At 44.7% G+C, this 15,403-nt stretch carries 15 protein-coding genes; 14 read left to right on the top strand and 1 reads right to left on the bottom strand.

Translation table 11 applies throughout. The features are described 5' to 3' along the window. Positions 1-90 precede the first annotated feature (90 nt). From MKY23_RS03925 to MKY23_RS03990, 14 genes are all read left to right on the top strand, one after another. On the top strand, positions 91-333 hold the full coding sequence (locus MKY23_RS03925; RefSeq protein ID WP_339835426.1) for an acyl carrier protein: 243 nt from the start codon (positions 91-93) through the stop codon (positions 331-333). Beyond that, positions 330-1,823 carry a class I adenylate-forming enzyme family protein gene (locus MKY23_RS03930; RefSeq protein ID WP_339835429.1) on the top strand — a complete coding sequence of 498 codons (1,494 nt, stop codon included), beginning with the start codon at positions 330-332 and terminating at the stop codon, positions 1,821-1,823. The genes MKY23_RS03925 and MKY23_RS03930 overlap by 4 nt, the downstream gene beginning before the upstream one ends. A gap of 49 nt (positions 1,824-1,872) precedes the next feature. Next, positions 1,873-2,925 (top strand): hypothetical protein, encoded by a 1,053-nt coding sequence (locus MKY23_RS03935; RefSeq protein ID WP_339835432.1) that lies wholly within the window; start codon positions 1,873-1,875, stop codon positions 2,923-2,925. Between the two features lie 484 nt (positions 2,926-3,409). After that, the gene (locus tag MKY23_RS03940) at positions 3,410-3,661 is read left to right on the top strand and encodes an acyl carrier protein (protein WP_090923305.1); all 252 of its coding nucleotides are present in this window, start codon (positions 3,410-3,412) and stop codon (positions 3,659-3,661) included. Continuing rightward, positions 3,658-5,016 (top strand): hypothetical protein, encoded by a 1,359-nt coding sequence (locus MKY23_RS03945; protein WP_339835435.1) that lies wholly within the window; start codon positions 3,658-3,660, stop codon positions 5,014-5,016. The genes MKY23_RS03940 and MKY23_RS03945 overlap by 4 nt, the downstream gene beginning before the upstream one ends. A gap of 44 nt (positions 5,017-5,060) precedes the next feature. After that, entirely contained in the window at positions 5,061-6,176 is a 1,116-nt protein-coding gene (locus MKY23_RS03950; RefSeq protein ID WP_339835437.1) for a UDP-glucuronosyltransferase, read from the top strand. Positions 6,177-6,203: 27 nt separating this feature from the next. Beyond that, positions 6,204-7,292 (top strand): radical SAM protein, encoded by a 1,089-nt coding sequence (locus MKY23_RS03955; RefSeq protein WP_154891619.1) that lies wholly within the window; start codon positions 6,204-6,206, stop codon positions 7,290-7,292. A 42-nt stretch (positions 7,293-7,334) separates the two neighbouring features. Beyond that, complete coding sequence (locus MKY23_RS03960; protein ID WP_154960623.1) at positions 7,335-8,513, top strand: radical SAM protein; 1,179 nt, start codon at positions 7,335-7,337, stop codon at positions 8,511-8,513. A 32-nt stretch (positions 8,514-8,545) separates the two neighbouring features. Then, positions 8,546-9,550 carry an ATP-binding cassette domain-containing protein gene (locus MKY23_RS03965; protein WP_090923301.1) on the top strand — a complete coding sequence of 335 codons (1,005 nt, stop codon included), beginning with the start codon at positions 8,546-8,548 and terminating at the stop codon, positions 9,548-9,550. Further along, positions 9,528-10,337 (top strand): ABC-2 family transporter protein, encoded by an 810-nt coding sequence (locus tag MKY23_RS03970; protein ID WP_308723311.1) that lies wholly within the window; start codon positions 9,528-9,530, stop codon positions 10,335-10,337. Before MKY23_RS03965 ends, MKY23_RS03970 begins: the two co-directional genes overlap by 23 nt. A gap of 4 nt (positions 10,338-10,341) precedes the next feature. Beyond that, on the top strand, positions 10,342-11,154 hold the full coding sequence (locus tag MKY23_RS03975) for an ABC-2 family transporter protein (RefSeq protein WP_154891621.1): 813 nt from the start codon (positions 10,342-10,344) through the stop codon (positions 11,152-11,154). Positions 11,155-11,192: 38 nt separating this feature from the next. Further along, entirely contained in the window at positions 11,193-12,041 is an 849-nt protein-coding gene (locus MKY23_RS03980; RefSeq protein WP_339835446.1) for an FkbM family methyltransferase, read from the top strand. Positions 12,042-12,046: 5 nt separating this feature from the next. Continuing rightward, entirely contained in the window at positions 12,047-13,003 is a 957-nt protein-coding gene (locus tag MKY23_RS03985) for a class I SAM-dependent methyltransferase (RefSeq protein WP_339835449.1), read from the top strand. A gap of 204 nt (positions 13,004-13,207) precedes the next feature. Further along, positions 13,208-14,242, top strand: coding sequence for a hypothetical protein (locus tag MKY23_RS03990; RefSeq protein ID WP_339835452.1), 1,035 nt, complete (start codon positions 13,208-13,210; stop codon positions 14,240-14,242). Positions 14,243-14,398: 156 nt separating this feature from the next. On the opposite strand, the gene MKY23_RS03995 is transcribed toward MKY23_RS03990, so the two are convergent. After that, on the bottom strand, positions 14,399-15,334 hold the full coding sequence (locus MKY23_RS03995) for a 2-dehydropantoate 2-reductase N-terminal domain-containing protein (RefSeq protein ID WP_339835455.1): 936 nt from the start codon (positions 15,332-15,334) through the stop codon (positions 14,399-14,401). Between the last annotated feature and the right edge of the window lie 69 nt (positions 15,335-15,403).

The following is a 15,403-nucleotide window of genomic DNA, read 5'->3' on the forward strand; positions in this document are numbered from 1 at the left end:
TGAACTTATTCACAATCACTCTCACTTGCTCATCACGTATATGATCCTCTTTAATTAGCCTTTTTCTAAAGATTATCTAACGGGGGAAACATGATGTCTAAATCAATAGAATTGATCTTGAAAGACGAAATTTTTGCTGAGCTGGACATCGAGTATCCGGAAGACCACGATACCCGTTTGTTGGACCAAGGGATCGATTCCGTAGGCTTCGTCAAGCTTATTGTTTTAGTGGAATCGAAGTTTAACATCTCGATCCCTGATGAAGATCTGTTATTTGAGAAGTTCTCCACGGCTGGATTAATCCTTAATTATTTGTCTGAGAAAACGCTATGATGACGATCATTGAGCGTCTATTTCTGGAGGCCTCTAATCGCCAAAATCATATTATCCTTGAAGATCTAAAGCAGCAATGGACTTACGCGAAGATGATGACAGAAGCTTACTTGATTGCTTTATATATGCGCAAGAATTTTCAGCTTGAGCCTGGAAGTCATATTGCTTTATACACAAATAATGAGCCCTTGTTCATTTTTGCGGCGCTTGGTATTCAATTCTGCGGTTATGTGTTAGTACCGGTGCCTTATTCGGCATCCAATACTGAGATTGAAAATATTTTAAATGCCAGTGACGCCAAATTGGTTATCAGCAAATCTGCACAACCTGCTTATTTAAATTGTGACATTCCTTGGGTTACCGCTCAGGATGTATCGCAAGAACCCATGCCTTCGTTCGAATCGATCTCGTTAACCAATCAGTCCGATCCCAATCAATGTGCGGTTCTCCTTCCTACATCGGGCACAACCGGAAAATCTAAAATCGTTATGTTATCCCATCGGAATGTATTAACGAATGCGCTGGCACATGGCGGAAAGGTGGGGTATACGGATCAAGATTCGTTTCTGGTAACGATGCCCGTTCATTTCAGTTCTACGATTGTCACGCAATTGATTTCTTGCATGTTATATGGAACCCGAATTAAACTTATCAGCTTGCCCATGCTGCCACGCACCGCGTTTAAACTGTTTCAGAATAAGGCGGTCACGGCATTCTCGGCGGTGCCTACGCAATTGATGCACTTTGTTTCCGATTTTCATCAGACAAAGAACTGGAGTGCCTTTGATTCCATTGAATGTATTGTAATTAGCGGCGCGGCGACTCCCGCGAAATTAGTAGACCATCTTCAAACTGTATTTCCTCATGCGGACATTATTCAAACCTATGGATTGACCGAAGCTTCTCCGCGGGTGAGCATGATGGAACGGGGAGAGTGCTACTTATCCTGTGGAACACCCATCAATGACGTTTCGATTCGTCTTGTTGACGAAGAAGAGAATGAGGTTGAAGGAGCAGCGATCGGAGAAATTTGGGTCAAGGGCTCGAATGTGATGCTCGGTTATTACAAAAACCCGGAGTTAACGAACGCTACCATTGTCGATGGCTGGTTAAAGACAGGGGATCTGGGATATTGGAATGAATCAGGGTGTCTTATACTGACAGGCCGAAAGAAGAATATCATTATATCAGGCGGTATCAATATCTATCCGGAAGAAATCGAGGAATTTTTGTACGGCTTGAAAGAAGTGGAGGAGGTCATGGTTGTTGGTATACAAGATGATATGTTAGGCGAAGTGCCTATCGCATTTCTGAAAATTTTTAATGAATGCCTGATTGATATAGATGCACTGACACGACATTGCAAATTGCATTTGTCATCGTATAAAGTGCCTAGGCAATGGAGGATTATCGATAACATTCCAAAAACAAAAACAGGTAAACTGGACAGGGCAAGTACAAAGCGCTTATTGCTAAATGAGATATACTGATTCGGAATCTTTAAGCCATTTAACCAAATAACCAGGGGTGAACGAAAGGTTGAAAAATTCAACTCAAACGTTAGGCAGAAAAACATTGCCGGTCAGTTATCCGATGATTACAACCTATACGCAACATGCTCATCTCTTGTCCATACTTACCCATTACGAGTGCGCTCACCCATGGATATTTAACAATTATATCCAATTGTTCATTAACAAAAATTATAAACATCATTGGGGAGATTTTTATTTCCCTGTGACTTATGAGCTGCGGCCTTCGGATTCGTGCAAATGGATTACTACCCAAAAGATACATAGAGATACTGTAACAACTAAATGGGACTCTGTTATTCATTTTATTATAGAAAATATTAATGCGAATAACTATGTCCATACCATGATCAATTATTTCTACGTGCCCCTAAGCGATCGCTACAATAAACTTCAATTACATCATGACATATTTGTATACGGCTATGATTTGGATAGAGAGATATTGTATGTTTCCGATTTTTTTAAGAACGGGGTGTATAGTCAGGCTGAGATATCATTTAATGATTTCAATCTAGCGTTCGACATGAATCATCTAACAACGAATTATGATTATCTAAGAGAAATGGTTTATCTGTATACATTCAATAATCAATATCAGGATAAATTCAGTGCAGATACCTTGGTAAATTCTATAAGAAATTATTTCACTAACAAAACGCCGGAGTATTGGGAGATGTTCAACTATGGGGGCGACAGGCATAATCTTGACTTCGGCATGCAAATATACACAACTCTATTTAATTATGCGAAAGAGATATCCGAACATAAGGCTATGCTTGATATAAGACCCTTTCATTTACTTTATGATCATAAGAAAATCATGACGCTAAGACTCAAGTACTTGTACGATAATCGGCATTTGATTGAATTAAATCAAGAGCATATAGATGAATTCACAACCATTGAACTTAAAGCAAAGATCCTTGTGAATCTAGCGATTAAATATAATTTGACAAGGGATACGAGTATTTCCGAAAACTTACAAACGCTGATTACGAATATAGAAAATGAAGAATCCATATTCCTTGAACGATGGCTGAAGAAGGTAGGCAGTTAGTAATGTTGCGGGAGCCAATGATGTTAATTGTGGATATCTCTTCTGCACTCGAATAGAATCCTTAACCCGAAGCCCGTGGTGAACAGGGCATATCTATGGAGGGAGTGATGCCGGGATTATAATCGTTGCGATGCAACGTATTGCGTAAGCCAAACCTTTGCTCTTGTCTTAAAGATTCCGTTTGCTGGCAGGCTATTGCCGTCTCAGCTTTCAACGATCCGCATTGCTTCAAGCGCTTTTTCCGGCACAACCACACCACAGAGAATCCAATCACCTCAAGAATCTCTCCTAGTATTTGACCCGACATCTTGTGAATCATGCATAGAACCATTCCTATTTCGTTTGGGAGCAACGCTCACCAACCTTACGCAATGGGTGATTTTTATATTCATTGTATTAACAGGAGTCACAGGCTTTCATCGGTTCCAACCCTGCCGAGAGGCCGCTGCGGGAAGTCAATATATCCATTAAACGGGAGGTACCTATGCAAGAACAGATCATAGCGATGATAAGCGAAGTTAAGGATGACGCCCAGCTGGAGAACAGCTTGAATGGGCATTCCAGCATCATGGAAGACGGGGGAATGGACTCTTTACAGCTAATTACTTTCTTATTGAAGGTGGAGGAGAACTTCGGCATTGAAATCGATTTTGAACAATTCGACTTCGATTGTATGGAATCGGTTACAATCTTCTGCAATTATATCTCGGAGCTGCAGAAGACGGCATCTGTATGAACGATAGAGGCAAGTCCGAGCTCATTATCGGGATGTTTGACGCGGAACGCTTCTGGCGCGACCCTAATCAAGCCAAACTGCCGTCGGTTCACGATCCTGTAATGGAGAATGTCGTGATGGCCATGGATGAGCTACTCTTCCCATTTTGCGGGGCGCAGGATAGGCTCATTACCCGTTATCGAATGAACGCTTCTCATAAAGCGTATTTGCATGAGATCGGATTCCAATTTCTGTCCAATTCAAGCGATCTTGAGAGTCCTGATGGAGGAAGCGCAGGCAGAACCGCCAATATATTCGACCTGCTCACCTCAACGGATCAAGTGGGTGACATAGATCCAGACTGGCTGAACGGCGCCCGGTTATCGCCCTTTGCGGTCATTCCGGGAGTGGACCGTGCTACTGCGCGTTTCGGGCTGGAACAGGATTGTCCAGCTGTCGAGACGGTTCAGACGGTTAATTCTAAGCTGTATTCAGCCGAATTGAACCGTCGCCTTGGGCTTCAGTGTGACAGCCAGACGGTCTATTCTCACGAAGAGTTGCTATCAAACGGCTTGGCTCTGCTGAAAAAAGGCCCCTTTCTGATCAAAGATGAGTTTGGGGTATCCGGGAAGGGGAATTTGTTAATCGAGTCGGAAGCGATTCTGCAACGGGTTACCTCTTATCTCGCCGATCAGTGCAGAAAGGGAAGAACGGTTCGGTTTATTATTGAGCCGTTTCTCCTCAAAGAGCTGGATTTCTCTTGCCAATTCCACATCGATCCGGACGGTACGTACCGGCATGTCTCTGTGCAGCAATTGGTCAATCACAATTTCGCGTACCAAGGCTCCTATACAGCCGATGACAGGCTACTTCATACGTTACACGAAGCAGAGTACTTTGGTGTAATGAAGCTGGTAGCCCGCGAGCTTTATCAGTCGGGTTATCACGGCGACGTATGCGTCGATTCGATGCTACTAAGAGACGGCCGTATCGTTCCGATTGTTGAGGTCAACGCAAGAAAATCAATGAGTCTGATCAAGCATTACGTTGACCGGTATCTCGAGAAGCACGATACGGCCGGCAGTATGACACATGCTACCTTACAGTTTGCAGGGGATGTATCATTTGATCAATTGCTGGAATTGCTGGACCGCGAGGGTGTTCTATATAAGCCTGATCGAGGGTTTGGCATGCTACCGTTAAGCGCGAATACACTCTTTATTAACAAGGTCGTCAGCGAGTGCAAGGGAATCCGGAATAAGCAAGTGAAGGGCAGATTGTATTATTCGCTGATCGAGGGGACAGGGGATAACGAACGATTGTCCGCGAAACTTAAGGAGGTTCTGTTGTCGTTATCCTTCAAGATCGCCCCCTGATGTATTCCGAAGTGCTTGAAACCATGGATGGAGGAAGAGAGTTTATGGGGAAGCGTAAAGTAACGATTCTATGCTCGGGTTTCGGTCTGGGGTTCTATATTCCCGGCCTGTTAGCTGCAAGCGAGTTCGGGAAAAGGGATATCGCAACGGAAGTGCTCGTGTTCGAAAGCTTTTTGGAGCACGACAAGAGGGAGCATATTGCAGATAGCAGGACGGCTTACCACAGTAATTTCGCACTTGCCAATATTTCGGCTCGAATGCCGATGGATATCCGCAATAGTATAGATTATGCCCAGGTTGAGCTATTGCTGGAGACCTGGAAAACGGAAGAACGCTACGAATTCATATCGCTATCCGGACACTGGATCTATATTCTGGATTTGTATAGGGAGAAGATGCTGCCGAATCCGATTCATGTAGACCTGCTCTACGTCGATTCAGATCTGGCTCCGTCCTGGAAGAGCCTGAAGAAGTTTCATCCCCGGTATGACGAGCATTATTACAATGCTTGTCTCTATGACACCGATAAGATGGCAATTCGATACGAAATCCCGGTTCTTCCTGGTACGACACTGCCTTTCGAATCAAGGAAGCGGCGGCTTGTTGTTCATGGCGGCGGTTGGGGGATGGGCACTTATCAAAGTACAATTCCAGAGCTTGCCAGTCATAACTATGGGCTTGATATTGTAGCTTACGACTGGAAGGAAGCGGAGCCCGATCCCGATCACCGATATTGGATGAACGATCCGGAATGGTGTTCTTGGGTGAAGAGCGCGAACGGTCTGCACGAATTTCCGCCATACATTGAAATAGCAGGAGAAGATACGAATTCATATACCGCTGAGGCTGATCATCATTGGTTATATGACGTCGCTTCTGAGGCGATGGCTATCGTGGCCAAGCCGGGAGCGGGCACATTGATCGACTCGCTTGCCTCCGAAACGCCTCTTATTCTTCTGGAGCCGTTCGGCAGTCATGAGCTTAGCAATCTGGAATTGTGGGAGTCGCTTGGATTTGGAATACGCTACGAGAAGTGGCGAGAGATGGATTTTTCTGTAGATATCCTTAAGGAGATGCATCAAGCGATCAAGAACAGACCCGGTGAACGGACGAATTATGTGGATCACTATTGTTCAAGGGTTGCGTTAACGAAGAGCTAAGATATCAATGGCAGAAGGGGTAATGCGATGAGCTTAAGTAAATTGAGTGTTGCCAAGGATACGGTGAGCTATCCGAGATGGATCGTCTTGCAGCTGCTAGAGGAGTGCAATTTACGATGTAAGATGTGTTATGAATGGGGACTCGAAGGGCCCTACAAAAGCAAAAAAACATTAGCGCAGCTGGATCCGGAGCTGATCAAAAAGATCATTATCGAGTGCAGCCCCGGCAAGCCATATTACGATTTCTTCGGCGGCGAGCCGCTGATGTACCCTTGGCTGAGCGATATTCTCGCCATGATCAATCATTATGGAAGCATAGCGGACTTCCCCACGAACGGCACACTGCTTGAGAAGCATGCCGAGATGTTAGTCGAGACTCCGCCTAATAAGATCTGGGTGTCGCTCGACGGGCCTGAGGAAATCAACGACAGGCAGAGGGGCAAAGGCGTATTCAAGAAAGTAATCAAAGGAATCGAGAAGCTCTATGAGCTCCGGCAAAGCAAAGGCAAGCAATTTCCGAAGATGGGTGTATCCTTTATCATTACACCCTTGACCTATATGTACGTCGAGGAATTTTTCTTTAAGCATATCGACTTGTCAATGTTGGACCATATCAGCATGGAAGTGCAGCTCTATGCCACGGAAGAGCAGTATGCCCAATATGTGGAGGTTCTTCGTGAGGAATTCGGCGTGCATGAAGCTCCGTATGCCAAGGGGATGGTCTGGAAAGACAATAGTTCGTTCAGCCAGATCGATATTCCCGAATTGACGAGACAGCTCAATAATGTTAAAGAGTATTGCTTGAAAAACAGTATCGATGTGATTACCTATCCGAAGACGATAGATGAACAGAACTTGCACAACTATTTCTCGGGACATTTCCATCAGATGGCGGATAAACGAAACCGTTGCTCTCTTCCATGGACTTATGCGGAGATTACGGCAAGAGGTGATGTTTCGCCCTGCCATGCCTTCTATGATTTGACCTTCGGCAACGTGAACGAAGAGAATTTGCTGGATATCTGGCGCAGTGACAATTACAAAGAGTATCGCGCGTATATGAAAAAAAATATGCTTCCGATTTGTACAGCTTGTTCAAGGTATTATATCTACTGATTCATGTGAATGACCTATTACGTTTAAGAAGGGTGTGTTGATATGAATCCGAAATCTGAGATTAAGCATTCCGCTAAGGATCTGCAAATATTGAAACGTACGATCAAGAATACGGTGGAAACCAAGCGTAACATGGAGAAAATAGCGGGTTACGCGACACCGTTGCCAGAGTCGGTCGGGATTAAACTGACGAACCAATGCAACTTGCGCTGCAAACATTGCTATCAATGGAATGACACCGGCTACCATCACTTCATGACACCGGAGCAGCAACGCGAACAGCTCGACTACGGGCTGCTGGAGAAGCTGATCCTTGAGACGGAACCAGCCAAGTCGAGACTCTATATCTGGGGCGGCGAGCCACTTGTATACAGCCATTTCGACCGTTTGGCCGATTTGCTTGAAGCCCATCCTCGTGAGACGACGATCTGCACGAACGCGGTGCTGATCGAGCGAAAGCTGGACGCCTTGCTGAGAATCTCCGATAACCTGGAGCTTCTCATTGCGCTTGATGGATTCGAAGAAGAGAATGATGCGCTTCGCGGCAAAGGGGTATTCAGCAAGGCGATAGATGCGATCCGGAAGCTGGTCGAGCTGCGCAAAGAAAACCGGTTCAAGGGCAAAATTACGATCCATACCGTCGTTAACGATGGTATGACTGACAAGCTTTACGATCTGCTGGACTTTCTGGAGGGCGTCGGTGTAGATATGGTCATGGTCTGCTTCCCGTGGTATATCTCGGACGAATGCACACAGGGAATGGACAATTACTTTGACGAGAAGTTCGACTTCCTTCCGGCGAGCGAGCACAAAGGCGAACGAAGCTGGCACGCCTTTAACTACAAGCTCAATCCGGAGCGTATCCCTGCTTTGATGAGTGAGTTGGACCGGGTGAATAATCGGGTCTGGAAAATGCGTTTACGCTACCAGCCGAATCTGGATCATGACCAGATTGAAGATTTCGTGCTTGGCAAAGAGGTGAGGGGTAAAGGCACGATGAACAAGAAGTGCCTGGCTCTCTCGAACCGGATGGACATTACGCCCGACGGAACAATTATCGCATGCAAATTTTTCAAGGAGTTCGAGATCGGTAAATTACATGATACGTCTGTACAGGAATTATGGCATAGCATGACCTACAGAAGAATAAGGGAAATGATGGATGAACGACTGACACCGGCTTGTTCCAAGTGCAGTGTCTTACATTTGCACGGTGTATAACGATTCTAAATTCACATAAATGAGGTGCGCAAGTGAGTATTATCCAGATGGAGGGGTTATCCAAAAGCTTCAAGTATTACGAGAAAGAACTGGGGCTCAAAAAATCGCTCAAAAATTTAGTGAGGCGAAAATCACTGATCAAAGAAGCGGTTAGCGAAATATCCCTTGTAATCGAGCAGGGTGAGATGGTCGGATTTTTAGGCCCGAACGGTTCTGGCAAAACAACTACGCTTAAGATGCTGTCCGGCATCTTGTATCCGACAAGCGGGCAAGCGAAGGTATTGGGCTATGTCCCTTGGGAACGAAAAAAAGAATTCAAGATGCAGTTCTCAATCGTGATGGGACAGAAATCACAGTTGTGGTGGGATTTACCGGCGAACGAATCGTTGTACCTGAACAAATGCATTTATGAGGTCGAGGATAAGCCCTACAATCTTGTCCTGGATGAGCTTACGGAGATGCTTGACGTTAAAGACCTGCTTAATATTCAGGTGCGGAGACTCTCGCTGGGGGAACGGATGAAGATGGAACTTATTGCGTCGCTCATCCACCGGCCCAAGGTGATTTTCCTGGATGAGCCTACAATCGGACTCGATCTGATCTCGCAGAAACGCATTCGAGAGTTTCTGAAAGATTATAACGAGCAGACGAAGGCAACGGTCATTCTGACAAGCCACTACATGGCGGATATTGAGGATCTATGCAAACGAGCGATTATCATCAATCAGGGGAGGATCGTATACGACGGCGATCTTCGGCGTGTGAACGAGCTGTTGCATGCCAAAAAGATTATCAAGCTGCAATTTACGGATGAAGTGCCGAGGCAAGCGCTAAGCGACTATGGCACGATTACTCAACATGACGGCATGAATGCCGTCATGGAAATTGACAAGCATGACCTCCAGCGGCTTTCCAAAATGATACTGGACCGGTTCCCGATCCTCGATTTCACAGTTGAAGATATACCTGTCGAGCGAGGCATCGAAAGCTTATATCAGAAAGATGGGGTCAGACATGAAAGCCTTGCAGAAATATAAAAGGACGTACATCCTTGCGCTTCAGAACGCGATGGAGTACCGGACCGATTTCCTGATGGGCATTATCAGCGGCGGCTTTATTATACTCGTCCAATGCTTCCTCTGGACAGCTGTGTTCCGCAGTTCGCCGCAAGAGATTATTAACGGCTATACGTATTCACAGATCATCATTTATTCCGTGTTGTCCGGCGTCGTCTCCAAGCTGGTTTCTGCCGGCTTCGAAGGGGAGATCGCGAATGACATCAAGACGGGCGGATTAAGCAAATTTATCGCTCAGCCCATTCATTATTTCAGCTATCGGATATGCAATTTCTTCGGTGAGAAAACGGTTCAGACCGGGGTCGTCCTTGTCTTATTCGTCATACTGATGACCGTGTTTACTCAGATTTGGGGGTTTCAGCTTAGAGTGGGGCAGATCGTTATGTTCCTGGTTAGTATTTTGTTTGGAATGCTCATCAACTTTCTGCTTTTTTATTCGATTAGTGCGCTCGCGTTCATCATTACTGAGGTTTGGGGCGTGTATATCGCGTTCAACCAAGGCGTCTATCTGCTCAGCGGCGCTATCTTTCCGCTTAATATTTTCGGAGATACGTTTGCCACAATCTCCAGCTATTTACCGTTCCAGTATGTCGTATTCTTCCCGGTTAAGATCATCCTCGGGAGCTTGGAGGTTCATGAGATCGTGAGCGGGCTCCTCTTGCAGGCCGTTTGGGTAACGGTACTTTTGCTCATTTCCAAGTTGGCTTGGGATTCCGGGATGAAGAAATATGTAGCCGTTGGAGGTTAGATCTGTGAGTATCCGCTTGAGTGAGATTCGGAAGCACGTACGTATGTTTTTTATTTTCGCAAAGAACAGTTTGGTCGGTTATATGGAATACAAAGCGAATTTCTACTCCGGTTTGATCATGGAGACCGTATTTCTGTTTTCCAAGCTGATCTATGTCATCTTCGTTTTCCAGCTGGGGATCGAAATTAATGGAATTTCTCCCGACCAGATGATGATCTTCACCGGGACCTATACGATTATGATCGCAATCTATACCGGATTGTTTATGGATAACTTTTATAGATTTTCCGGCCATATCCGCAACGGAACGCTGGACTTGTATATGACGAAGCCACTATCGCTGCAGTTCATGATTTCATTCCGAAACGTTAACTACGCGTTCCCGATTCCGAACCTGATCGCCGGGATCACGATGATCGTAGTGGCTTGGCGGCGGCTTGGCATCGAGCCAAGTTTCATGCACGTGGCTGGATATATCGGCGTGATCTTGAGTAGCACGATCGTGACCTACTCGGTGCTTCTGCTTCCGCAAATCCTTGCTTTCTGGACGGTGAAGTCCGGTTCGATCTTCGACATAATTGATAAGTGTTGGGATTTTAACAATATGCCAATGTACATATACCCCAAATGGCTACAGAGAATAGGACTGTATGTCGTGCCTATCTTGTTTATTACCAACATGCCGTCGGTTTATTTGATCGACCGTTTGGACTTCTTCCTCGGGATATGGATTTTTGTAGCTCCTGTGATATCGCTTCTGGTCGTCAGGCTGTTCTGGAAGCTGGCCGTCAGACACTATGAGAGCGCCAGCAGTTAGAGAAATGCTAATAACAAATGGTTGAGAGGGTGAAGTGCATGAGCAAGATGGAGTACAAGAGCTTTTCGCCGCAGACAGAGACTACTGCCAAGAAGCGGCTGCACAACGGGATCGAAATCTATCAAAACAACGAAGGCGAGACCGAGTTCCTCTACAACGAGATTTTCCAGAAGGAGATGTATTTTAAACACGGGATTACGCTCCCGGATCATGGCACGGTCATGGACGTTGGTGCGAATATCGGCATGTTCACCCTGTATGTCAGCAGCAAGAGCAATTGCAGGGTATATGCCTTTGAGCCACTGCCTCCGACGTTTAAGCTCTTGGAGATGAATACGAGCTCGCTGCCTCGCGTAACAACAGTTAACGTCGGACTTTCCAATGAGATCAAGGAGGCGGAGTTTGCCTATTTCCCCACGATGTCCACGGATTCTGTCCAGATCAGATACCGGGAGAACCACGATCAGGATCTCCGATACGGGTTAATCAACCATTACCGGGATCATTTTGACGACCCGCGCATGCTAAACCGGTTTGTGGATCAACTTATGTTGCCGAAGTTTCTGAATGAACAAATCCATCGATGTAAGCTAACTACGATCTCTGAAATGATCCATTATTACGATATGAACGCCATTGATCTGCTCAAAATCGACGTGGAAAAAAGTGAATTTGAGGTCCTGGAAGGAATAGAGCCGGAGGATTGGGGCAAAATCAGGCAAATTGTAATGGAAGTACACGGACTGGACGGAGAGCAGATCAGCAGGCTTGAGAACATCTTCCGAACCAATGGCTTCAATGTTGTGATCGATTACTACGAAGACTTGAATATCCCCAATTACTTCAATGTGTACGCGTTGAATCAGATGCATATATCGGCTGGGTGATCGTCATGATACAGCATCTGCATGCAAAGTTGGTATGCTCCAGCTGTAAGGGGGGGCTTGTCCAGTCGGAGGCGTTGCTGCAATGCTGCAACTGCAACGCAGTATATACGATCGATGATCGTTATGTATCGATGCTTGACCAGCGTGAACAGGTTACCCACCCTTCCGAATGGAACCGGAAAGAGGCTGAAATTCGGGATTATAGCGAGATTTCGCAATCCCTTGCGCTGTCCGGTATAGGCCGATTCGCCACCTTTTTAAACTATGGTTACGTCCCGTGCGGGAGTGAGCAATATGCAGTGATCGAGCCGGGCGATGCATGGAATAGAAACTCAGTTAAGCTGCTACTTGAGACAGTGGGCAGAACGGAGATTCGGGAGCGGCAGGTGATCGACATCGGATGCGGCAGGGGAGGGAACATAGCAGCTCTGTCTAAATATTTCAAGCCGCTGTCTATTGTCGGTCTCGACATCTGCCCGGCGAATATAGCCTATTGCAATGCCAAATCCCGAGGGGGGGAATCTTTCTATCTCGTCGGCGATGCGGAGAATATACCGTTTGCGGACGAAAGCTTCGATGTGGTGTTAAATATAGAATCCGCACATGCCTATCCGAACCGATCACGATTCTATGAAGAGGTGTACCGGATCATGAGAGTTGGCGGCGTATTTCTGTATACGGAGTTGATGCTGGGAGATCAGGTAGCGCAGAACATCAGACTGTTAGAGGAAGCAGGCCTGTCTGTAATCCGTAATCAGGATGTGACTTCGAATGTTCTTCTATCCTGTGATGAGAGTGCGAAGCAGCGTACTGGCACACAAGGGATTGCGAGCAACGCCAAAGCGAGCACGAATATTGGAGATATTCATGATTTCATCGCATTGCCCGGCTCGAAGAAATATGAAGAGATGAAGGTTGGAACGCGGCAATACCGTATGATGAACCTTGTTAAGAGGGGATAGAGCTGTAATATCAACAATAATTTTGGACGTGTCTGAAAACTCTGAAGGCGGCAGATTTTGCTGAATTTTCGTTCCAAGCCAGGAAGTTTTCCGCAGGCGTGCCGGGGCACGTCAAGGGAAAGTGACGTAGCAGGGGGCGAAAAGGCGGTAAAAGATGCACTTCAGTAGGTTTCAAGACACGTCCTAGTATAGGAGAAATATTGTATGGAAGAGATTATTTCCCTGGACACCTTCCAGCCCTTCGACGGCATGACAAAAATGTTTCCGCATCATAATTTTCCTTATTTTAATTGCGGCTACAATTTGTGGTTAACGCTAGCCAAATATTTCAAAAAAGATGAGTTGCCGATTTTGAATAATGTCATTAGTATTTATAGATTTAATGAACAAAAAATACAAACAAGAGGATATTTCAAGTTAGAAGTGTTGGATCTTGAGGAGGGAGATCAGATCCTTGAGGCGATGGGGATCTCTATTCGTAAAAAATCTCCTGCACTAGATACGTTACAAGATGAGATCATAAGCTCTATTTCTAGTGGTCATCCGATTTCCATATTTATTGATTTATTTTATCAACGCGGGAGAGACTTTTACTATAACAAAAAACATGGACTGCACCCTGTTTTTGTCTATGGCTTCAATGTTATGAACGAGGAAATATATACGGTTGATGATATTACGGAATATAGACAATATTCTCTGCCATTTTCAGAATTTAAATCGTCATGCATGACTTCGGAACACGTAAAGATGCCAGACTACTTTTGGGAATATGCGCTAGTGCCCCCCGGTAATCATGAGATCTTGGACAATAAGAAGTCAGCAGACACAACCATCAATACATTCGTAGAAAATATGTGTAGGTATCAAAATGAAATAACGGAAAGTTTGAATAATATACTGTTGCTCGCAGAAAATTATGAGCTCATTATAAAAAATGAAACGATTATAGAAACACTGAGCAGTACGATTTATAGAAAATGTTCTGAGAAATACAGGTTAAATACGCTCTATAAGTACAACATGGATCATATCCATGCAAAACATACACTTGACCCGTTATTGGACCAAATTATTCAAGACTGGAAGACAGTAAGGATCTATTCGAATAAAGCTATCATGTCCCAAAAGTTCACTGGGGAAATCATAGATAAGTGCATTGGTTTAATTAAAAAAATCTATACGAATGAAGTGCGTTTTCATAATCAATTGTTTTTAATGTTAAAGGCTTTCAGGTAAGGTAAAAACACATCTAATATTGCTAGAAATGAGCCGCATGTACCTTATTAAATAGTTGCCTGGCCCGAAGCTTCTAGCGTTCGGGCCATTGTTGTTTTTACCAAAATAATATGTTTAGCGCGAAGTATTGGTTGTGGCTTCTGTTCGTTGGATGGATCAGTTGTCAATAACGTTGTGTCGTTGATTGTTTTCAAGAGTTGCAGTAAGACGGGGTAAAGATATCCCTAATTTTTTGGCTTCTTTCACAACTTCAATTACTGAAAAACCTGCTTTGGTATTGTTGTATTCAATGGAAAGTCGTGCTAAGCTGCCCTTTGCAAAGATAACCTTGTTAAAAAGCATACTGAGAAGTGGTGGTGGAATTTTAGTCAGCAGTAGAGAAATCATATCAATCTTCGCACCTCTTGCTCTAAGTACAGGTGCAATTTCCCTCATATTTTTTCCTACATTGGCGAATGAGTCACGATGATTCAGGAGTGCTGGAAAACTTCCCCGTCTCAACACTTCGGCTTCCATAGCAGCATTCATGGCAAAGTGATTCCATAGCCAATTTTGCATATCCTTTATCCAACTAATTTTAAAATGGGCACTTTCAAATAGTTCCTTGACCATGTTGTTTATTTGTTCCGTCCCTGCCCGTGGTTTTTCAAGAAATATCATTTTAAAAAAGCCACCTCTAAGCCTATTGTCCGTGATGCCGCCTCCTGCTCCTGGGAAGCCAAAGACAACATTGTTCATAACCAAGGGTGAGATAGCTGATTTCAAATCTTGCCAAATATTATTGAATATGAGGACAGGGGTGTTTCCTGTAACAGTCGACAGTAATTGTGCTACCTCTGGAAGTTGTTCCGTACTGACACTTACAATAATGAGATCATAATTTGGATGTATCTCCTCATGAAGTTGAACGTTCCAGCTTTCCTTTATGAACTGTTTCCCCCTTCGTGCGTCCCACATTTCAAGCTCAATATAGCCTCCGAAGGTTGCTTTTCTCCCTTTCCTAACATAGAACTCAACGGTATGCCCTGCCTTTTCCAAAGCCCAAGCATATTGGGTGGATATTAAACCTCTACCAAAGAATAAAATTCTCATATTGCCTCCCTAAAAATATATTTTAGCTCTTGTTGATGATCCAACAACGTGTTGTATAATGTTATTTTA

Origin of the sequence: Paenibacillus sp. FSL R7-0272, assembly GCF_037969905.1 — a bacterium.
Classification (GTDB): domain Bacteria; phylum Bacillota; class Bacilli; order Paenibacillales; family Paenibacillaceae; genus Paenibacillus; species Paenibacillus polysaccharolyticus.

Bases quoted from the DNA above. Each gene is read 5' to 3' on its own strand.
- MKY23_RS03985 (WP_339835449.1), top strand. From the start codon at position 12,047: ATGATACAGCATCTGCATGCAAAGTTGGTATGCTCCAGCTGTAAGGGG.
- MKY23_RS03995 (WP_339835455.1), bottom strand. From the start codon at position 15,334: ATGAGAATTTTATTCTTTGGTAGAGGTTTAATATCCACCCAATATGCT.
- MKY23_RS03930 (WP_339835429.1), top strand. From the start codon at position 330: ATGATGACGATCATTGAGCGTCTATTTCTGGAGGCCTCTAATCGCCAA.
- MKY23_RS03970 (WP_308723311.1), top strand. From the start codon at position 9,528: ATGAAAGCCTTGCAGAAATATAAAAGGACGTACATCCTTGCGCTTCAG.
- MKY23_RS03925 (WP_339835426.1), top strand. From the start codon at position 91: ATGATGTCTAAATCAATAGAATTGATCTTGAAAGACGAAATTTTTGCT.
- MKY23_RS03980 (WP_339835446.1), top strand. From the start codon at position 11,193: ATGAGCAAGATGGAGTACAAGAGCTTTTCGCCGCAGACAGAGACTACT.
- MKY23_RS03950 (WP_339835437.1), top strand. From the start codon at position 5,061: ATGGGGAAGCGTAAAGTAACGATTCTATGCTCGGGTTTCGGTCTGGGG.
- MKY23_RS03960 (WP_154960623.1), top strand. From the start codon at position 7,335: ATGAATCCGAAATCTGAGATTAAGCATTCCGCTAAGGATCTGCAAATA.
- MKY23_RS03955 (WP_154891619.1), top strand. From the start codon at position 6,204: ATGAGCTTAAGTAAATTGAGTGTTGCCAAGGATACGGTGAGCTATCCG.
- MKY23_RS03940 (WP_090923305.1), top strand. From the start codon at position 3,410: ATGCAAGAACAGATCATAGCGATGATAAGCGAAGTTAAGGATGACGCC.
- MKY23_RS03990 (WP_339835452.1), top strand. From the start codon at position 13,208: ATGGAAGAGATTATTTCCCTGGACACCTTCCAGCCCTTCGACGGCATG.
- MKY23_RS03945 (WP_339835435.1), top strand. From the start codon at position 3,658: ATGAACGATAGAGGCAAGTCCGAGCTCATTATCGGGATGTTTGACGCG.